General features: G+C 36.5%; 20 protein-coding genes and 1 pseudogene. 11 read left to right on the forward strand and 10 right to left on the reverse strand.

All coding sequences use genetic code 11. The features are described from left to right. Window positions 1–996, forward strand: a 996-nt coding sequence (locus Q0039_RS03685) for an acyl-CoA dehydrogenase family protein (RefSeq protein ID WP_297509243.1), incomplete at its 5' end; no start/stop codon positions are given. A gap of 71 nt (window positions 997–1,067) precedes the next feature. Here the strand turns inward: Q0039_RS03685 and Q0039_RS03690 are convergent. Beyond that, entirely contained in the window at window positions 1,068–3,593 is a 2,526-nt protein-coding gene (locus Q0039_RS03690; protein ID WP_297509246.1) for a zinc-dependent metalloprotease, read from the reverse strand. Window positions 3,594–3,829: 236 nt separating this feature from the next. Here Q0039_RS03690 and Q0039_RS03695 point away from each other — a divergent pair, with 236 nt between their 5' ends. Beyond that, window positions 3,830–4,612 carry a DUF3050 domain-containing protein gene (locus Q0039_RS03695; protein WP_297509248.1) on the forward strand — a complete coding sequence of 261 codons (783 nt, stop codon included), beginning with the start codon at window positions 3,830–3,832 and terminating at the stop codon, window positions 4,610–4,612. A gap of 119 nt (window positions 4,613–4,731) precedes the next feature. After that, the gene (locus Q0039_RS03700; protein WP_297509251.1) at window positions 4,732–5,436 is read left to right on the forward strand and encodes an SGNH/GDSL hydrolase family protein; all 705 of its coding nucleotides are present in this window, start codon (window positions 4,732–4,734) and stop codon (window positions 5,434–5,436) included. A gap of 2 nt (window positions 5,437–5,438) precedes the next feature. On the opposite strand, the gene Q0039_RS03705 is transcribed toward Q0039_RS03700, so the two are convergent. The 4 genes from Q0039_RS03705 to Q0039_RS03720 form a co-directional block, all read right to left on the reverse strand. Continuing rightward, window positions 5,439–5,771 carry a 2Fe-2S iron-sulfur cluster-binding protein gene (locus Q0039_RS03705; protein ID WP_297509254.1) on the reverse strand — a complete coding sequence of 111 codons (333 nt, stop codon included), beginning with the start codon at window positions 5,769–5,771 and terminating at the stop codon, window positions 5,439–5,441. A 3-nt stretch (window positions 5,772–5,774) separates the two neighbouring features. Then, the gene (locus Q0039_RS03710; protein ID WP_297509257.1) at window positions 5,775–6,827 is read right to left on the reverse strand and encodes an NAD(P)/FAD-dependent oxidoreductase; all 1,053 of its coding nucleotides are present in this window, start codon (window positions 6,825–6,827) and stop codon (window positions 5,775–5,777) included. Between the two features lie 210 nt (window positions 6,828–7,037). Then, window positions 7,038–7,277 carry a NifU family protein gene (locus Q0039_RS03715; RefSeq protein ID WP_297509260.1) on the reverse strand — a complete coding sequence of 80 codons (240 nt, stop codon included), beginning with the start codon at window positions 7,275–7,277 and terminating at the stop codon, window positions 7,038–7,040. Between the two features lie 57 nt (window positions 7,278–7,334). Further along, window positions 7,335–8,465 (reverse strand): Mrp/NBP35 family ATP-binding protein, encoded by a 1,131-nt coding sequence (locus Q0039_RS03720; RefSeq protein WP_297509263.1) that lies wholly within the window; start codon window positions 8,463–8,465, stop codon window positions 7,335–7,337. 331 nt (window positions 8,466–8,796) lie between these two features. Between Q0039_RS03720 and Q0039_RS03725 the strand changes: the two genes are divergently transcribed. After that, a complete protein-coding gene (locus tag Q0039_RS03725) occupies window positions 8,797–9,627 on the forward strand; it encodes a UDP-2,3-diacylglucosamine diphosphatase (protein ID WP_297509266.1) in 831 nt (276 codons plus the stop codon). Here Q0039_RS03725 and Q0039_RS03730 read toward each other — a convergent pair. Genes Q0039_RS03730 through trmB form a run of 3 tightly spaced genes read right to left on the reverse strand, consistent with a single transcriptional unit; the run spans window position 9,614 to window position 11,273 of the window. Next, complete coding sequence (locus Q0039_RS03730) at window positions 9,614–9,955, reverse strand: MGMT family protein (protein WP_297509269.1); 342 nt, start codon at window positions 9,953–9,955, stop codon at window positions 9,614–9,616. The genes Q0039_RS03725 and Q0039_RS03730 overlap by 14 nt on opposite strands. Next, window positions 9,948–10,580 (reverse strand): LysE family transporter, encoded by a 633-nt coding sequence (locus tag Q0039_RS03735; protein WP_297509272.1) that lies wholly within the window; start codon window positions 10,578–10,580, stop codon window positions 9,948–9,950. The genes Q0039_RS03730 and Q0039_RS03735 overlap by 8 nt, the downstream gene beginning before the upstream one ends. Window positions 10,581–10,589: 9 nt before the next feature. Continuing rightward, window positions 10,590–11,273, reverse strand: a complete 684-nt coding sequence (gene trmB, locus Q0039_RS03740; RefSeq protein WP_297509276.1) for a tRNA (guanosine(46)-N7)-methyltransferase TrmB — start codon at window positions 11,271–11,273, stop codon at window positions 10,590–10,592. Between the two features lie 68 nt (window positions 11,274–11,341). Between trmB and Q0039_RS03745 the strand changes: the two genes are divergently transcribed. Next, window positions 11,342–12,400 (forward strand): glycosyltransferase, encoded by a 1,059-nt coding sequence (locus Q0039_RS03745; RefSeq protein ID WP_297509279.1) that lies wholly within the window; start codon window positions 11,342–11,344, stop codon window positions 12,398–12,400. On the opposite strand, the gene Q0039_RS03750 is transcribed toward Q0039_RS03745, so the two are convergent. Together Q0039_RS03750 and Q0039_RS03755 are read right to left on the reverse strand one after the other, a co-directional pair. Beyond that, window positions 12,374–13,414, reverse strand: a complete 1,041-nt coding sequence (locus Q0039_RS03750) for an ATP-binding protein (RefSeq protein ID WP_297509282.1) — start codon at window positions 13,412–13,414, stop codon at window positions 12,374–12,376. The two genes, Q0039_RS03745 and Q0039_RS03750, sit on opposite strands and share 27 nt — an antisense overlap. A 36-nt stretch (window positions 13,415–13,450) precedes the next feature. Beyond that, entirely contained in the window at window positions 13,451–14,134 is a 684-nt protein-coding gene (locus Q0039_RS03755; RefSeq protein ID WP_297509285.1) for a response regulator transcription factor, read from the reverse strand. A 314-nt stretch (window positions 14,135–14,448) separates the two neighbouring features. Between Q0039_RS03755 and Q0039_RS03760 the strand changes: the two genes are divergently transcribed. The 6 genes and pseudogenes from Q0039_RS03760 (at window position 14,449) to Q0039_RS03780 (ending at window position 20,912) form a co-directional block, all read left to right on the forward strand. Continuing rightward, window positions 14,449–14,781 (forward strand): T9SS type A sorting domain-containing protein, encoded by a 333-nt coding sequence (locus tag Q0039_RS03760; RefSeq protein WP_297509288.1) that lies wholly within the window; start codon window positions 14,449–14,451, stop codon window positions 14,779–14,781. A 93-nt stretch (window positions 14,782–14,874) separates the two neighbouring features. After that, complete coding sequence (locus Q0039_RS03765; protein WP_297509291.1) at window positions 14,875–16,605, forward strand: T9SS type A sorting domain-containing protein; 1,731 nt, start codon at window positions 14,875–14,877, stop codon at window positions 16,603–16,605. Window positions 16,606–16,672: 67 nt separating this feature from the next. After that, window positions 16,673–17,650 carry an acyl transferase gene (locus tag Q0039_RS03770; protein WP_297509294.1) on the forward strand — a complete coding sequence of 326 codons (978 nt, stop codon included), beginning with the start codon at window positions 16,673–16,675 and terminating at the stop codon, window positions 17,648–17,650. 139 nt (window positions 17,651–17,789) lie between these two features. Then, on the forward strand, window positions 17,790–18,527 hold the full coding sequence (locus Q0039_RS03775) for a polysaccharide biosynthesis/export family protein (protein WP_297509297.1): 738 nt from the start codon (window positions 17,790–17,792) through the stop codon (window positions 18,525–18,527). Next, window positions 18,528–18,812: pseudogene (locus Q0039_RS10275) on the forward strand (Wzz/FepE/Etk N-terminal domain-containing protein); the annotation flags it as partial. A gap of 15 nt (window positions 18,813–18,827) precedes the next feature. Beyond that, window positions 18,828–20,912 (forward strand): tyrosine-protein kinase family protein, encoded by a 2,085-nt coding sequence (locus Q0039_RS03780; protein ID WP_297509300.1) that lies wholly within the window; start codon window positions 18,828–18,830, stop codon window positions 20,910–20,912. Window positions 20,913–20,915: the final 3 nt, after the last annotated feature.

The raw sequence follows: 20,915 nt of genomic DNA on the forward strand, positions 1-20,915 counted from the left end.
GGCGGATTTGGGCCTTATATCCCCGTAGAATATGGCGGGGCTGGTTTGGATCAAATTTCCTACGGTTTAATCATGCAAGAAATTGAACGTGGAGACTCGGGTGTTCGATCGACCTCATCGGTACAATCTTCATTAGTAATGTACCCGATTTGGAAATATGGCAATGAAGAACAGCGAATGAAATACCTTCCGAAATTAGCCACTGGTGAAATGATGGGTTGTTTTGGATTGACAGAGCCTGACTTTGGATCAAATCCTGGCGGAATGGTAACCAACTTCAAAGATATGGGCGATCATTATTTGTTGAATGGTGCCAAAATGTGGATATCCAATGCTCCTTTTGCAGATATTGCTGTCGTTTGGGCAAAAAATGAAGAAGGTCGTATTCACGGTTTAATTGTAGAGCGTGGTATGGAAGGATTTTCCACTCCAGAAACGCACAACAAATGGTCGTTGCGCGCTTCGGCAACAGGCGAATTAATTTTTGACAATGTAAAAGTTCCAAAAGAAAACCTATTACCCAACAAATCGGGATTGGGTGCGCCGCTGGGTTGTTTGGACTCCGCGCGCTATGGAATTGCTTGGGGTGCTATTGGTGCAGCTATGGATTGTTATGATACTGCATTACGGTATGCAAAAGAACGTGTGCAATTCGATAAACCAATTGGTGCTACCCAATTGCAACAAAAAAAATTAGCTGAAATGATTACCGAAATTACCAAAGCACAGTTATTAACTTGGCGTTTGGGAGTATTACGTAACGAAGGGAGAGCAACAACGGCGCAAATTTCGATGGCAAAACGCAACAATGTTGATATGGCTATTAATATTGCACGCGAAGCACGTCAGATTTTAGGAGGTATGGGTATTACGGGAGAGTATTCTATTATGCGTCACAGTATGAATTTAGAATCGGTGATTACCTATGAAGGAACCCACGATATTCACTTGTTGATTACAGGTATGGACATTACCGGTTTTTCGGCATTCAAATAACAAACAAATGCTTCAATAAAAAAATGCTTCACACTTGGTGAAGCATTTTTAGTTTTAGGCCTACTGCTTTTTTAATTTGGATTTAACGCTTGATCAATTCTTGCGATTAAATCAGTGATATGGAATTTACTTAAACGATCCGTAGTTGTGGTATTGGCGACCTTTAATTGACTTTTTAACTCAATTAAGTGACCCCGAGCAATCGAGGGCAAATCGGTATCTACCATTACAATTTTTCTTCCGTTAAAATTGGCCACGGCATTATTATCTAAATTGATGGCATCAATCAATTTTGAAACAAAAGCTTTTTGTAAATTTCTTCTGTATACATCAATAGGTGCATTTGCTTTTAATTCGGAGAAAATTCCATTTTGCAAATCACTCAACAATTCATCTACGGAGTAATTCTCTTTACCTAAAGATGCGGTTTCCATTAAACGAGCCATTCGGTCAAAGGATAACAGACTGGAGAGGGTTCCGACTTGAATTCCTCGAATGAGTTCAACGCCTTTATCGGGATAAATTTTTGCCAAGATATTCTGATCTAACAACCAAGTAGGTGTTTTAAATAATTGCTTATTCAAAAAGGCTACAGCTTCATTTTGAATACTTGAGGGTACCGTTTCGTATTCGTTTCCTTGCATATCATAGGTCTTTGGCGTTTCATATATTCCTCCAACATTTTTCGTAACATGCCCCATATACCTTCTAAATTGACCCACCAAAGCATTATACATATCTTCTAATTCTGAATAATCTTCGCCTTTTTCTTTACTCCATTCGATTAGGTTTGGTAAAATTATTTTTAAATTTTTTATACCATATTCAGAGGCTTTCATGGCATTATCTCCTAAATCTTCGGTTTGATAACGCGGGTCGTAGGGACTACTTTCAGTACCAAACCAAAGTCTACGATTTTTGTAGGCTTCTTTGGTCATTTCATTGAGTAATGCTTTTTCTTCGTCTTCTGATTTTGCATCATGAAAATAGGAATACCCCCATTTGATGGCCCATTTATCATAATCGCCAATTCTTGGAAATAAATCGGTTACCCCATCGCCAGGTTGCGCTACATAATTAAATCGGGCATAATCCATAATGGATGACGTATGACCGTTCTTCTTTTGAAACCCTGGATCTCTCAACATTTCAACGGGTGTAGCATTACTAGCTCCCATATTATGACGTAAGCCCAACGTATGACCCACTTCATGAGCCGCTACAAAACGAATTAATTCGCCCATTAATTTATCGTCAAACTTTTTGTTTCTTGCTTTGGGATCCACAGCGGCAGTTTGAATCAAATACCAATCGCGCAGCAGACTCATAATATTATGATACCAGCCTATATGACTTTCCATAATCTCTCCTGTTCTAGGGTCATGAACATTAGGACCATAGGCATTCTGAATTTCGGCAGCAAAATAGCGCAACACCGAGAAACGCGCATCCTCTAAACTCATGGTCGGATCATTTTCGGGCCAATATTCTCCGCGAATTGCGTTTTTCCACCCTGCACCTTCAAAGGCTACTTGCCAATCATCAATACCTTGCTTGATGAATGATTTCCACTTATCGGGTGTTGCCGGGTCTATATAGTATACAATTGGTTTTAAAGGCTCTATTAACTCCCCTCTTTTTTGTTTTTGAGCATCTTCTTCATTTTTGGGTTCTAATCGCCATCGCACAGCAAAAATATCGGTATCTGCTTTATGTGAATCTTCTTCAAATACTTCATAGCGATTGGCAAAATATCCTACTCTTTTATCAAAAGAACGTTTCCGCATAGGCTTTTCGGGCAACAAAATAAAGGATGTATTCAACTCCATAGTTACCACGCCCGCCTCTAAACCTGCCGGTAAATCAATACCTATTTTTGGCGCGGGTGATCTTGAAATTTGAGGCGCCACTGTACTAAATGTTTTTGTGGTTCTAATTTCAGTATTGATAGGAAAACTTTTTACAAATTGAATAAACGATTTATCTTTTTGAAAAGCTTGGATACTTAACAACTGCTTTTTGACAGGATCCAAAGAGAAGGTTTGAATATCAGCCTCGAAAGTAGAGGTCATATCAATAACACTTGCTATATTTTCTTTACCCGCTTCGTCTTTTTTATAAGCTAATATGTCATAAATCCCAATAATTGGATCGGCATTAGAATTTTTTACCGATTTTGTAATCGGCTTATCTTCTTCAGTCGACATAATCACATAGGTAATTGAACGCAAAATAATCGTATTGTTTAACCCTTTTTCAAAACGAACTACCTGTCGATTTACTTCTTCACCTCCAAAAATTCCACCTCCTGCTGGAGTTTTGGAATATCGTGTGGTCGTCATAATTTCTTTACCAATTAATGCATTCGAAATTTCAAATAAGTATTTATCCGACACTTTATGCACATCTATTAATCCTTTTTGTGTGATTGCTGTAGAGTCGATAACTTTTTTGTAGGGCTTTGGTTCTTTCTTAGCCTCAGGCTTTTTAGCTTCTTGTGCTACAGGAGGGCTCTGTTTGTCTTTTTTTTGTGCGTAAGATTCTACATTGAAAAAAAGTAAAAACAATAAAAATACGTTGATAGATTTGTTACTCATCATTTTAATTTTTTGTGGTTTTTAAAAATACAATTAAGATCTAATACTAGGGTGTTTTTTAAAAAAATTAACATCCTATTGAATTGATACAACCAAATGCTATTCATTTGTGTTTTAGAAAAGGCTCATTTAATTGATTAAAAAAAATCTTTAAAAAAATCAAACAATAAATAAAATTGATTTAAAATGCTTCCTTTATTTGGGTAGCATTTTTACTTTTGTGAAAAAATTACGCTATGAATATCCGAGAAATCAACCGCTCGATTCAACCCTTAAAAGATCAGTTGTTACAACATTCTCTTTATGAGAAAGTTAGAACAATTGATGACTTGCACTGCTTCTTAGAAAATCATGTTTATGCTGTATGGGACTTTATGTCTTTACTAAAAGCGTTGCAACAAAAATTAACCTGTACAACAACGCCTTGGTTGCCTATTGGAAATCCAGAAATCCGCTATTTAATTAATGAGATTGTCGTAGCAGAAGAAACCGATTTGGCATTAGATGGTCGGCGAATGAGTCATTATGAAATGTATTTGGACGCCATGATACAATGTGGCGCAAATGTACTGCCCGTTCAACAATTTCTTACCGCTATTCAAAAAACACAAAATATTTTTGTTTCAATTAACCACGCAGATGTTCACCCTAACGTGCGCGCTTTTTTAGATTTTACATTCCGTATTATTGAAGAAGGAAAACCGCATCAAATTGCAGCTGCTTTTACTTTTGGAAGAGAAGATTTGATTCCCAATATGTTTACGGAAATTTTAAAGCGTTTTCAACAAAACTTCCCAGAAACTGATTTATCGAATCTCATCTATTATTTTGAAAGGCATATTGCTTTAGATGGCGATGAACACGGACCAATGGCAATGCAAATGATTACCGAATTGTGCGAAGATGATACCAGTAAATGGAATGAAGTTCTGGAAGTTTCGCAACAAGCTTTGGAAAAACGAATTGGTTTATGGAATGCTATTGAAGCGCAACTCATTCAAAAAGCCGAACTTGTTTAGCCCATTTAGATGGGCCACCCCACTTTCAATTGCTAGAATTTCGTGAATACACGTATTTTATTGATTGAAGTCATTTGCTAATCGGACTACTCATTTCCGAAGCTTTAAAAAATTAATCGATGAAATCTATTCGCCTTTTGATTGTATGGATTGTTGCGTGTCTTGGCGGAAGCTGTACTTCTGATCAAAACGCGATGACTTCAGTTGTTGACAATCGAATAATCAAAATTTTAGCGTTGGGCGATAGTTATACCAAAGGGGAATCGGTTTGTAGCTCCTGTAACTTTCCAACTCAATTACAGGATAGTATCAATTTACGTCGAAAAAACCAACGCACTTCATTGAAAATAGTGGCGCAAACCGGTTGGACGACAACACAATTACAAAACGCAATCAGTCAAGGAACGCTAAGCAACAATTATGACTTGGTCACTTTACTGATCGGAGTAAATAATCAATACCAAAACACACCGTTTTCAGTATACCAAACGGAATTTCCTAACTTAGTACAAACGGCCATTCAAAAAGCAAACGGAGACAAATCAAAAGTAATTGTAGTGTCGATTCCCGACTATGCCTATACCCCATTTGGAAATGGCAATCCCGCTATTAGTACAGCATTACAAACTTACAATCAGTTTGCCGCTGATTATTGTTCACAACAACAAATTAGTTATATATACATCACCGATATTACACAATTGGGCTTACAGCAACCGAATTTATTAGCAAATGATGGCTTGCATCCTTCAACTATGGCCTATACCCAATTTGTAACGCGTATCCTACCGATAGCCTTAGAAAAATTAGGGATTTCAAATTAGGATTAAGCAAAGGGGGCCAATTCAATAGCCAAACCGTCGATTTCGGTCGTTAAGTGAATCTGACAACCCAAACGGCTATTATCCTTTACATTATAGGCTTCCCAAAGCATGGCTTCTTCATCGGGAGTTTTCTCGGGCAATTCTATATCGTTGAGCACATAACATTGACACGAAGCACACATGGCCATTCCGCCGCAAACACCAATAGTTCCTTCAGGCGCTAATTCATAGGCGCGCACCAATTCCATGATGTTCATGTTCATATCGGTGGGTGCTTGAACCTCATGGGTTATCCCATCGCGATCGGTAATGGAAATAGTAATATCGGTTGCCATACTTTAATCAATTGCTTTCACCACTGCTTTTTCGGCTTCTTTACGGGTTCCGTCAAAACCATCTACCCCTGAAACGGTGGTATACTTTAGCACATAGCGTTTTCCTGGATTTAAACGATTGTAAACGCTTTGACACATCAACGTGGCTTCGTGAAAACCGCACAGAATTAATTTTAATTTGCCGGGGTAGGTATTCACATCCCCAATCGCATAGATACCATCAATATTCGTTTGGTAATCCAAAGCATTATTGACTTTTATGGCATTTTTTTCGATTTCCAAACCCCAATTGGCGATAGCGCCCAACTTCGGTGTTAGACCAAACAAGGGGATAAAAAAATCGGTGTCAAGGGATTGTTGTACACCATTGATGTCTAATGTTAACCGTTCGACATGACCGTTTCCTTCGATTGCTATAATTTCGGCGGGAGTAATCAAGTTGATTTTGCCCATTTTTTTTAATTCTTGTACTTTTTCTACAGAATCCAAAGCACCTCGGAATTCATTTCTACGGTGTACTAAAGTCACCTCAGAAGCTACGTTAGATAGAAAGATACTCCAATCGAGAGCAGAATCACCTCCACCCGCAATCACAATACGTTTATCGCGGAACAATTCTGGATCTTTCACAAAATACTCTACTCCTTTTTCTTCGTAATCGGCGATGTTTTCAATCAAGGGTTTGCGAGGCTCGAAAGTTCCCAATCCGCCAGCAATTGCAATGGCCTTGGCTTGGTGTTTTGTGCCTTTGTTGGTGGTTACAATAAACGTTCCGTCTTCCAATTTATCAATGGTTTCTGCCGTTTCGCCTAAAGTAAAACCCGGTTGAAACTGTTTGATTTGTTCCATCAAATTATGAACCAATTCACCCGCCATAACCTCAGGATAACCGGGGATATCAAAAATTGGTTTTTTAGGATAGAGCTCGGCTAACTGTCCGCCCGGTTGCGGCAATGCATCAATTAAGTGGCATTTTAATTGCAAAAGTCCCGCTTCAAAAACAGCAAAGAGTCCGGTGGGTCCGGCCCCAATTATTAAAATATCGGTTGTAATCATTTTTCGTTATTGTGTTTATAAGTCGGACCCAAAATTCGTCCAACTTCCAGAATCATTTGATGATAATTGTCACGTCTGGCGAAGACTGCGCGAGGGATTGCGGCATTGTTTGAGCGCGCCCTTTTGGACGCGAGTGCCAAAAGCCCGACCCCGATGGTTGCAAATGATAAACACCTATCTAATCCATCGTGGGGCGCGCCCAAATATGTTTTATTGAATATTTTCAACCGTTTCAATTTGTGGAGCATAGCGTTTAATTGTAGTTTCTACTCCTGCTTTGAGCGTCATTTGATTCACACTACAACCGATGCATGCCCCTTCAAAACGCACTTTCACGTGTTTGTCTTCCTCAATAGCAACCAGTTTGATATCACCACCATCTGAATTTAAAAAAGGGCGAATCTCTTCTAGCGCTTTTTCAATATTTTCAATTAATTGATCCTGACTCATGTCCTCATTATATTAATAAACCGAAGGGCAGCAACAACTGCTCCAACGACGCATTGTTTAGTTTTTTTTCACGGCTGAACATCCCGCCATTGTGGTAATTTTGATCGCTTCAGTAGGCGGTAAATGTTCGTTGCGATTGACCACTTCGCGCACCACATTACGTGCAACTTCTTCGTATATTTTTTCCAATGGTGAAGCCGTTTGTAAGGCTGCAGGACGACCAAAATCGCCAGCTTCTCGAATACTTTGCACCAACGGAACTTCTCCCAAGAACGGCACTTGTAAGTCGGAAGCTAAGTTTTTAGCGCCCTCTTTTCCGAAGATATAGTATTTGTTGTTTGGCAATTCTTCGGGGGTGAAATAGGCCATATTTTCAATAATTCCTAGTACTGGAACATTGATTGATTCCGATTGAAACATAGCGACACCTTTGCGGGCATCGGCTAATGCGACTTGTTGGGGAGTACTCACGACCACAGCCCCTGTAATTGGTAGCGATTGCATAATCGAAAGGTGAATATCACCTGTTCCAGGAGGCAAATCGATGAGCATAAAATCCAACTCGCCCCAAGCAGCATCAAAAATCATCTGATTCAAGGCCTTGGCGGCCATCGGACCACGCCAGATTACCGCCTGACTTGGCGAAGTAAAGAATCCAATAGATAACAGTTTGATTTCATAGCTTTCAATGGGCTTCATTTTTGATTTTCCCTCCACTTCGACTGAGATAGGTTTTTCCGTTTCTACATCAAACATGATGGGCATGGAAGGACCATAAATATCGGCATCCAACACTCCAACTTTAAAACCCATTTTGGCTAAAGTTACCGCTAAATTGGCGGTTGTAGTTGATTTTCCAACACCGCCTTTACCCGATGCTACAGCAATAATAGTGCGTATACCCGGAATCGGTTGGCCTTTAATTTCATTCTTTTCAGGAGCTTCTACTTTAATGTTTACCTTCACTGTAGCGTCTGGCGAAAACTGTTCGTGAATTAATTTACGAATGTCGTCTTCCGCGCGTTTTTTAATGTGCATTGCAGGTGTGGTTAAAACCAGGTCAATTACTACCTCATCACCAAAGGTCATCACATTTTTCACGGCACCACTTTCTACCATATTTTTACCCTCTCCAGCAATCGATATCGACTCGAGTGCTTTGAGGATTTCTTTACGATCTAATTTCATTTTTATTAAGACTGATTTTAGATTGCAAAGATACAAGGAATTAGAGAGAAACGACCGTTAAAAAATTGAAAATATTTAGCATTAAACAGGCAATAGCAAACGATTGTGCGGTTGATTTTTGGAGCATAATGCCTTTGCGTTAATCCAAGACACACCCGTTCTTTGTTGCAATCTGCCAGCGGTCGGATCAGTCGCCACGCACCGTCAGGATTTTCACTGCGACCGGGGCTAACATTCGCGTAATCTTCACCAAAAACTTTTACTTTTTAATAAAATTAGAATTACGGTTACGCAACATAATTGGTTGAATTTTGTAAAAAATAAAACTAGTTTGAAAAAGCGCAAAGTCGATGTAGTGGTGCTCTCCGATATTCATTTGGGCACGTATGGTTGTCATGCCACAGCCGTTTTAGAATACTTAAACACTATTAAACCCAATACGTTAATCTTGAATGGCGATATCATTGACATTTGGCAATTCCGAAAATCGTATTTCCCTACAGCACACCAAAAAGTCCTCAAAAAGATTATTTCACTTAGTACTAAAGGAACGCGTGTATATTATTTAACAGGCAATCACGATGAAGCATTGCGCAAGTTTACCGATGTTCATTTAGGAAATTTTTCTTTATTAAATAAACTCACACTTACGTTAGATGGCAAAAAAGCGTGGATTTTTCATGGCGATGTATTTGATGCTTCAATAATCCATGCAAAGTGGTTGGCTAAATTAGGTGGTTGGGGTTATGATTTGATGATCCTCTTCAATCGATTAATTAATTGGGGACTGAAAAAAATGGGGAAAGAGCCCTATTCGCTTTCCAAAAAAATTAAATCGAGTGTAAAAAGTGCGGTAAAATTTATTGCCGATTTTGAAACTATCTGTGCCGAAATTGCCATTGAGAATCAATACGATTATGTGATATGCGGACATATTCATGAGCCCAAAATAGAAACCGTGACTACAAAAAAAGGATCGACCCTTTACCTTAACTCAGGCGATTGGATAGAAAATCTAACGGCTTTGGAATACCACCACAAACGTTGGCGTATTTACCACCACAAAACCGAACATGTTCCTCAAGAAAATTTGGAAGATGAAAGCCATTTTGAATATGAAAACCAATTGATCGTACAATTCATGGACCTTATTCGGAGCTGATTTCAGGTTGCCAAAAATGATTTTTGAAATCAATAATTTGATCGTTTTCCACTTGAATTCCTTCACTCTCGAGCAACTGTTGCATTAGATTAGTCCCCTCAAAATGGTGTTTCCCCGAGAGTAATCCCATTCGGTTTACAACGCGATGAGCAGGTACATCTTCCAGATGATGGCTTGCATTCATCGCCCAGCCGACCATACGTGCAGAACGTGCAGCGCCAAGCGCTTTTGCAATAGCCCCATAGGAAGTAACTTTTCCTTCAGGTATTTGACGAACAAGCGCATAAACACGCTCAAAAAAATGATTGTTATTTGGATCTTTAGCCATCTTGTTTTAGTATATTCCAAAAAGTGAGTAAGGCCACCAGAGCGGTAATTGACCCAATCATTCGGTTCATATTTTTAATGAAGAAATCGGTTTTCGATTGCAAGTGATGGATAAAAATCATATATCCGTTAAAGACCAAAAACGACCCGGTGATTACTCCTAACACTAAACTGATTTCTTGAGCAAGTTGAAAATCAAAATAACCCGAGGAAGCCAAGTTTACGCTAACAAAGACATAATAGGGAATTGGCAATACATTTAATCCCGAAATTAACATACCCAAAAAGAAGCGACTGCGTTTACTTTTGAGTTCGATTCGACGGTTATTTAAATCGGGCTTTTTTGCAAAAAAGAAAAAATAAAAGGTCAGTAGCACAAACACGATAAATCCAATGGCACGTAAGGTTGTCACTACTTCATTATGCAAACTGATATAACGCGCAAATAAAAGAGACACATAGGTTTGAACCGCAATGACCATAAGGGCTCCCAACGTAAATACCATAGCGCGCTTCAATCCATCGGTTAAACGCACTTTGGCGACGGTCATATTGATTAGCCCTGGAGGTAAAACACCTACAAGAGCGGCTACCAATCCCGCAAAAAATGGGACAATCAAAGTCATGTATTCACGTTAGTTTGAAAACGAATTGATTTTGAAACGAATATACGTAATCGCTTTATTAATTTGCAAATACTGCTGCTCGTAAAACGTTTTTATTTCGGTTACTTCACTTGGAGCGCCTAAATTGTGGTAAATATTATGATTCGCATACACAATTTCATATCCCAATCCGTGGAGTAATCCTAAGGTGTAGCCGTGCATGAATTCGCTATCGGTTTTTAAATTTACAAAGCCTTCGTTTTTCAAAATCTTTTTATACCGATTTAAAAATTCGACATTAGTCATCCGGTGTTTGGTTCGCTTGTATTTGATTTGAGGATCGGGAAAGGTAATCCAAATTTCATCCACTTCGTTTTCGTCAAAAATGAACGTAATCAATTCAATTTGCGTACGCACAAAGGCAACGTTGGGCATACCCGATTCTACAGCTGTTTTCGCACCGCGCCAAAAACGCGCCCCTTTGATATCAATCCCGATGTAATTCACATTGGGATTGCGTTGGGCTAATCCAACTGTATACTCACCTTTACCACAACCCAACTCAATAATGATCGGATTATCGTTGTTAAAAAATTGGCGCCATTTTCCTCGAAAAGGAAATCGTCCTTCGACAACCTCTTCACGGGTTGGTTGAATTACGTTGTTAAAATTGGCGTTTTCGTTAAATCGTTTCCGTTTGTTTTTGCTTCCCACGTGATTTCTTAATGTTTTGACAAAATTAAAGAAAAGTACGGCATTACAAATTCTTTTACTTTTGTATTATGGAACACCCAAAAAATATACTAGTAGCTCCTTTAAATTGGGGCCTTGGACATGCAACACGGTGTATACCTATTATCCGTCAACTTCAAAACGAAGGTTTTACACCTATTATCGCAAGTGACGGGGCAGCTTTGCAACTGTTAAAAAGAGAATTTCCTGAGCTCCAATGCTTGGAACTCCCCTCCTACCATATTGAATATGCGAAGAACCCGAAGAATTTTAAATGGAAGTTGATAAAAAACAGTCCGAAAACAATAAAATCCATCCGAGAAGAAAAAAAAATCATCAACCAATGGATTACTGATTTTCAGTTGAAGGGAATTATCTCAGACAACCGCTTGGGCGCGAACAGTAAACAAGTACCATCGGTTATCATCACCCATCAACTAACCGTTTTTTCTGGAAAAACAACATGGATCTCGAGTTATTTGCATCGTTTATTTATCAAAAAATTTGATGAGTGTTGGGTGCCCGATTGGGAAGGTGTTGTAAATCTTAGCGGAGAGCTTGGCCATCCCAAAATGAGAATAAAAAATACCCGCTATATCGGGCCTTTAAGTCGTTTAGAAAAAATAGACATCCCCCAGGAATACGATTTTACGGTTTTACTCTCGGGTCCCGAGCCGCAAAGAAGTTTGCTGGAAGAAAAAATTCGTCAAGAAATGCAGTCGTATGAAGGAAAAATTTTCTTAATCCGTGGCGTAATTGAAGACCAACCCATTCGATATGAACCTCCATTTACAATTGTCAATTACCTTACCAGTCAAGCGATTGCAAATGCGATTGCAAGCTGTAAAATGGTGATTTGTCGTTCGGGATATACTACTATTATGGATTTGGCGCGCTTGGAGAAAAAAGCGGTTTTTATTCCTACACCTGGCCAATATGAACAAGTCTACTTAGCAAAGTATTTTCATAAAAAAGGAATGGTTTTAATGTGCAATCAGAAAGATTTATCTATCAAAAAATTAAAATCGGCTTTCTTTTATCAAGGTTTACCTGTTTCAATAACCCAACAATTTCCTAAAAATTTATTCGCACTTTTCCAGCGTAAATGAAAATTCAGAACCGATTCCAAATTCACTCTCGACGTAAATTTTTTCATCGTGTCGCTCGATAATATGTTTTACAATTGATAAACCTAGACCTGAACCGCCTTCACTTCGCGCACCACTCTTATCTACTCTATAAAAGCGTTCAAAAATTCTTGTTATATTCTGGGGCTCAATACCCTCACCATTATCGCGAACACGAACAATAATTTTGTTATTAATCAAATCTTCTATGGTAACTTCAGTGGTCCCATTTTCTTTGCCATACTTTATCGAATTCATAATCAAGTTAATCAATACTTGACGTATTTTTTCTTTGTCGGCCTTTACTTTGATGGTTTTACTGTATTTACGATCAAACATTAGAATAATATTCTTCTTGTCGGCTTGCATCTCCAACATATCAAAAACGTTCTGTGTTAAATTCACAATATTAAATTCGGAATAGTCCAATGAAAGTTCTCCCATTTCTAATTTGGCAATCATATCCAAATCCTCGACGATATATACCAAACGTTCAACTCCTTTTTGTGCTCTTTCCAGGTACGTTTGTCTTTGTTCTCTAACTTTAACTCCATCAATTAAGGTGTCAATATAGCCTTGAACAGTAAATAATGGGGTTTTTAATTCATGCGATACATTTCCCATGAATTCGCGACGGTATTCTTCGCGTTCTTTTAAATTTTCTAACTCAATTTTTTTAATTGCTGCATATTTTTTTACTTCACGCTCTAGGGTTGCCATATCGGTTGTAATGGATTTACTTCTAAGTGAAGCAGAGTCCAACAAAGAAATTTCATTATATATTTTTTTTACCCGTTGGTAAATAAATCGTTCGGAACGGTATTGAATCACTAATACAGAAAAGATAAAGATTCCTAATGAAAAAAGAAATGTAAGCTCCCAATAAAAATGAGAGAAAAACAATTGTATTATCGACAAAAGAGCGGTTGAGAACAAGGCAATGTACAGGGCTGAAACAACGGCAAAGGTGTATGTCTTTTTAATTTTAAAGCCCATGAACTAATTCTATTGTTGGAGTTATAAATACAAAAATTAAAGCTCAAACTTGTAGCCAACCCCTTTAATGGTTTTAAACAAATCTTCACCAATTTTTTCACGAAGTTTGCGAATATGCACATCGATGGTTCGACCACCTACAATAACTTCATTACCCCAGACTTTATCAAGAATTTCTTCCCGTTTGAAAACTTTTCCAGGTTTAGAAGCTAACAAATAAAACAATTCAAATTCTTTTCGAGGTAAAATAATTTCAATACCTTCCTGAATAATTTTGTATTCTTCGCGGTTAATCTCGATGTCACCCACTGTAATATTTTCGTTCACTACAGAATCTTCATTCAAGCGTCGTAATAACGCTTTAACTCTACTAACGAGTAATTTCGGCTTTATGGGCTTGGCAATATAATCATCGGCTCCGGCATCAAAACCAGCAACTTGAGAGTAATCTTCATTACGAGCCGTTAAAAAGGCAATGATAACATTTGATAGTTCGGGAATTTTACGAATATTTTCACAAGCTTCCATACCGTCCATTTCAGGCATCATGACATCCATGATAATTAAGTGGGGCCGTTCTTTCTTGGCCATTACAATGGCATCTCTACCGTTGGAGGCAGTAACAATTCGATACCCCTCTTGTGCCAAATTATACCCTACAATTTCTAGGATATCTTGCTCATCATCAACTAACAAGATTTTAATGTCTTTTTTCTTCATAACGTAAGGATACGCAATTTTATTTAATGTAAATATACTACTAAAAAGATGTTTTCTGGAAATCGAATTTGATTTAACAATAATTTAATCTTTAAAGTTTTAAATTATGCTTTCCAGAAAATAATTATCAGGATTGTCAACCAAAATTTAAAGAGGAATATCAGTTGAAATGAAAAAATATTGAAAATATATTTCTTAGATTCTAAAAATTAATCCATTGCACTTGTAAATTAATTCGATTGAAAGTATTTTTTTATTTATTGGCATTGTATTTGAAATAAATAAATTATATTTGCTTAATTCTTTGTAGACTCATGACAAAAAACTACATATATATTGTTTTATTTTTCTTAGTTCTTGCCACTGCTTCTGTAGCTGCTCAAGAAGTTAAGCCGAACTTGAAGGAGAGCAACTCCATCGAGGGTCTGAGTTTTTACCCTAATCCTGTTACGGGTGGTAAATTATACATAACCACGCGCAACAATGACGATAAAAACATCACGATATACGATGTGTTAGGTAAAAAAGTATTTCAAACGCTATTGTCTTCACGTGAATTAAACATTGCTACTTTACAGCCTGGTGTTTATTTTATCAAAATTGAAGAAGGTGACGCTAGTGCCACTAGAAAACTTATTGTCAGATAGTTGAAACATCTGATTTCATCTTTTTTTAACGTACTCTTCAATTAAATCTAAAAATAGTGCGTATCTTTGTATGCTTAATTTAAATTTTCAACAATGAAAAAAATTTACTTATTAGTTATTGGATTACTATCTTTTTTATCTTTTGGACAGACCATTTTTTCTGAAAGTTTTGGCACAACTGCTCCAACTGCATCACCTTTTCCTGCAGTTTCAGCTTACACAGGGTATCAAAATGCTGCGCCAATAGTTTTCTCAGGAACGAGTTCTGTTCGTACTTCGGGAACCTTATCTAATTATGTAGGTGCTTCGGGCTCTTCTCATGTATATATGGGAGTTACCGCAAGTGTTGGTCAAGTATTTCAAATTGACGGAATCAATACATCTGCCTTTCAAAGTGCTAATTTAGTGTTGAGTTTTGGCTATTTAAAAAATGGTAGTGCTAACCCACAATTAGTAGTTGAAGTAAGTACAAATGGCACAACTTGGACACCTATTACCTTTACAGATAATACAAATACAAGTTGGAATTTAGTTACCATTACTCCTGGATCTATACCTGCATCTTCAACATTATCTATTCGTTTCACGAATCCTTCAACGACTTCAGGTCAGATTCGATTAGACGATGTTAAATTAGTTAATGCTTCTGGTGGTATTTGCCCATTAACATTATCCAATCCAGTTGTTGCATGTTTAACATCTACTTCCAATATTGACAATTATACCGTAACAATACCTTACACAGGTGGTGGCACAACAACGTATGCTATTTCTACTTCTGGAGCTATTAGTGGTGATAATCCTTCTACGGTTGCTGCAGGTAACATTGTGGTAACTTTTACCGAAGGAAATAGTTATTCAATTACTGTTACAAGTACGGCATGTAATTTCCCTATTACCGGAACTAGTCCTGACTTTTGTATAGAAACAAATGCTTTACCGGTTAGCGAGCCTTTTAATTACACTCAGGGAACGGCTTTAAATACTTCACAAAAATGGAAAAACACTTCGACTGGTGCTGATGAAATCTTAGCTGTTACCGGCAATTTAACCTATCCTGGCATCAATTCTACAGGAAATTCTGTTGCTTTTGCAGGAACAGGAAGTGATACCTTATTACCATTCACCGATACAACTTCTGGCGAATTATTTACATCTTTCTTAGTAAGTGTAACCGATTTAACCGGAATTTCAACTACAGGTCAAACTTATTTTGCTGTATTATCAAACGCAAGTAATACGTTTTCGGTTGCACGTATTTATTTCAAAACAGACGGAACTACTTTCCAATATGGTTTGAGCCCAACAATTACAACTACAGATATTGTTTGGTCTAGTTCAACTTATTCCGTTGGAACTACACAATATTTAGTATTACGATATGATTTCACAAACAATCTATTGGGATTGTATGTAAACCCAACTATTGGAGGAACAGGCGCTCCAGCTGTAGTGGTTTCACCTGCAACTGCATTAACCAGTTTAGCTAATTTTATTTTACGTCAAGATTCACCATCAGCAACGCCTGCAATGAAAATTGACGAGTTATCAATAACTACAACGCCTAACTTTACCTTAAGTAATTCAAGTAACACAATTAATGGATTATCAATTTATCCAAACCCTGTGAAAAACGGATTGTTTTACATCAATACAGAAGCAAATACAACAAAATCGGTTCGTATATTCGATATGATTGGCAAAGAAGTATTGACTACTTCTAAAACTGATGCTGTCAATGTAAGTGGATTAAACAAAGGGTTGTATGTAGTTCAAATTACTGAAAACGGCAACACTGCGGTTCAAAAATTAATTATTGAATAATTACAATACATATTTCGATCAAGCCCCGGCAATTTGTCGGGGCTTTTTTATTTTGTATTTTTGATCCATGGAACCGCACGATGTTTTTACAATAGCCAACTCCAAGCAATTTGAAAAAATGGCGCTGAAGGTCTTCCGGTATCAATACGAAAACAATGCTGTGTATCGTGAATTTTGTGACTTATTATCCATTGAGAAAACTGCAGTTAAATCGATAAAAGCTATCCCTTTTTTGCCTATTCAATTTTTCAAAAGCAGAAAAGTGGTTGCTACTTCGGACCCCATTCAGATAACTTTTACTAGCAGTGGTACTACAGGAGCAATGACTAGTCGGCACCATGTAACCGATGTAAATCTATACACCCAAAGTTTCCGAGCCGCATTTTCTAATTTTTATGGAAATATTGAAGATTATGCTGTGCTTGCTGTACTACCATCGTATTTGGAGCGTGAGGGGTCTTCACTTATTTATATGGTTGAAGATTTAATCGAAAAGTCACAAAATGAGCATAGCGGTTTCTATCTGAATAATTATGATGAACTAATCCAAAAACTTAAAATGTTGGATGCTTCTGGTCAAAATGTTTTGTTGCTTGGGGTAACCTATGCGCTTTTAGACCTTATCGAAAAAGAAATATTTCCCTTAAACAACACAATTGTCATGGAAACGGGTGGAATGAAAGGAAAACGAAAAGAAATGATTCGGGAGGAACTACACGCTACCCTTTGTGCTGGTTTTGGAGTCCCTACCATCCACTCTGAATATGGGATGACCGAATTACTCTCGCAGGCCTATTCTTTCGGCGAAGGTATTTTTGAATGTCCCAATTGGATGCAAATCTTGATTCGGGATCCCGAAGATCCATTACACTATCTTGCCGATGGTAAAAACGGGGGCATCAATGTAATCGATCTTGCCAATTACAATTCTTGTTCCTTCATTGCTACTCAAGATTTAGGCAGAAAATATGCGAACAACTCCTTTGAAGTACTCGGCCGCTTTGATCACTCGGATATACGCGGGTGTAATCTGATGGTCATTTAACTCTCCCCTACTTTAACTAATTGTTAAGAAAACAGAACTTCTTGTTATATGGGAAAAATATAAACTCGATTTGATTATTTTTGTAACTATTTTACAATTCAATAATAAAATTTAATTTTACTTTAAATCGAATAATTTAATGAAAAGAGCGTGTCTATTATTGATTGTATTTATTATTTCGTCCTGTACAACGCAAAAAGACATTATTTACTTCAACAATATCAATACTAACGTAACGGATGTTACTAAAGTCTCTAGCACTAAGATTGCCAAAAATGATATCCTAAATGTACAAATCACTTCAACTTCGGCTGAAATTGCAAAATCATATAACTTGGATGGATCACAAATCTCTAATGGTTATTTAGTTAATAATGACGGGTTTATTACTATCCCCATTTTAGGAAAAATCAATACCGTTGATTTAAGTTGCTCTGAATTAGAACAGGTTATTACACAATTATTAATCAATGGAGGTCATTTATATAACCCTATCGTTAGTGTTCGTTTATTAAATTCAAAATTCACCGTTTTAGGCGAAGTTAATAAACCGGGCACATACAACTATCAAGAAGAAAACATATCATTATTACAGGCCTTAGGTTATGCGGGAGATTTAACTATAAATGGAGTTCGGAATAAAGTTTATTTAATCCGTGATGACGGAGGAACATTAAAATACCACAATTTAGATTTGACCACCAAAGACTGGTTTTCTAGCGAATATTACTATATCAAACCAAATGATATTATTTATGTACTTCCCAATGATGCCAAAGTAAAAACGGGCGGATATATAAAAAGCTTAGGCAATTTATTAACAATAGCCTCAGTTAGTGTTTCTACAATTTTAGCAATCATCTTATTATCTAGATAAATGGAGGGTAGTGAAATACAATTCAATTTTAAAGAAGAACTTTTCAAATATCTTTATTTTTGGAAATGGATTTTGCTCTCATGTATTCTTTTTGTCACCTCTACCTACCTTTATTTAAGATATGTTAGCGATGTTTATTCAACGCAAGCTAAAATCCAAATACTAGACCAATCGAATAACACGTTCAAATTACCCTCTAATTCTTTCAATATTTTTGGAGAAAACGATAAAGATTTAGAAAATGAAATTGAACTTTTCAAATCAACTCGAATATTTAATAAAGTCATTGACAGTCTTGAATTGCAGACAGAAATTTATTCAAATGGTAAAATAAAGTCAATTGAATTATGGGACACCGCCCCATTTAAAATTGTTTGGGGAGTAGAAAAAAACGAGTTAAAAGATAAAAGCTTCACCTTTGAAATCAGCCTAAAAGAGAACGGCTATACCGTCAATAATGATTCAAAAGTATATCCTTTAAATACAACTAACTTTAATTACAGCATTCCATTTTCTGTACTTTCTAGAAATGTTGCGAGTTCAAAAAAACAAAAAGATTTTATTGTGGTATTAAAAGCAAAAAATCAAGTGTTGAATGAACTTACGAATAATTTAACGATTACTAAACAAGGAAATCAGAGTAATATATTAAAACTCGTATTAAAAGGCGGAAACACTGCAAAAATTAATGCGATCCTTGCGGCTTTAATTTCGACTTTTGATAATGACGGAGTAAATGATAGACAGCTTGTATTTGAGAAAACTATAGAATTTGTTGATTCAAGGTTTCATTTTTTATTTTCAGAATTGGATTCTATTGAGAATCAAAAAGCACAATACAAAAAATCCCAAGGGCTGTCATTTCTTGAAGCAGATGCTGGTGTTTTGATGCAAAAAAGCTACACTTCTGGTAATGAAATTGAAAAAATTGACACTCAACTAGCCTTAACCGACTTAATGTTTGGAGCCTTACAATCCAATAAAGAATTTGAACTCCTACCGGTCAATTTAGGCATCACAAATAATGAAATAAATGTTCTGAGTAATAAGTATAATGATATTATTATTAATAGAAATAAATTTATTTCAGAAGGTGGTGGAAAATCAAATCCATTAGTAGCGACTCTAACTCAACAGATTAATCCAGTAAAAAATAATTTAAAAGCCACGATTGTAGGCTATAAAAACACTTTAAATTATCAAAAAAACGAATTGATTAAAATCAATGGACAAAGTTTAAAAAACTACAATCGAATTCCCGATAATGAAAAATCATTACGCGCAATTGAACGTCAACAAAATATCAAAGAATCGCTATACATTTTATTACTTCAAAAAAGAGAGGAAGCAGCCGTTAATCTAGCCATAACTAATCCAACTATAAAACTAATTGAATACCCCAATTATAATAAAACTCCAATATTTCCTGATCGAACATTATTCCTCTCCATCGCATTTTTAATCGGTTTGATTTTACCGATTATTATCATCTATTTTTACTTTGTTTCGAATGATAAAATACAGTCTAAAACCGATGTAGAAACTCGGATAAAAATACCGATTATCGGAGAAATTCCATTTGTACAAGAAACTGAAAATAAATTGATACGGGCATTTGACCGGTCGGTGTTATCTGAATCTTTTAGAATGCTTCGAACAAATTTATTGTTTTTACAGAGTGCAAATAAAAAAATTAAAGACCAAGTAATATTTGTTACGTCTTCAATCAAAGGTGAAGGGAAAACCTTTGTATCCTTGAATTTAGCCATTACTTTAGCTTCCACCAATAAAAAAGTCATTTTATTAGGAGCAGATTTACGAAATCCCCAACTTCATACAATGCTTAATTACAATAGAGCTGGGAAAAAAGGAATTTCCGATTATATTTTCGATGAAGCTATAACGCTAGAAGATATTATCACATCAAAAGAAGACAATCAGCATTATAAATTGGATTTTGATGTTATTTTTTCTGGGACAATACCACCCAACCCAGCTGAATTACTTGCTAGCCCGCGCTTTAAAGAAATAATTGACACCTTAAAAGAAAAGTATGATTATGTGATTGTAGATACAGCACCTACATTATTAGTAACCGATACTACTATGATTTCAAATATAGCAGAGACAATACTATTTGTGACTCGTGCAAACTTTACTGAAAAGAAACTTATCAAACATATAGAAGAATTTCACCATATCAACAACAATTCATCACAATTTGGATTGATAATTAATAATGTTGGTCAAAATAAAATCTATTCATCCAATTATACTTATTCCTATAATTATGGATATGGGTATGGATATGAAAAAGATTATACGCGAAAATTATCTCTGAAGCACCAATTATTCCGTTGGTTACGAAACAAGAAAAACAACTAAAAA

Source organism: Flavobacterium sp. (assembly GCF_027484945.1).
Lineage (GTDB): Bacteria > Bacteroidota > Bacteroidia > Flavobacteriales > Flavobacteriaceae > Flavobacterium.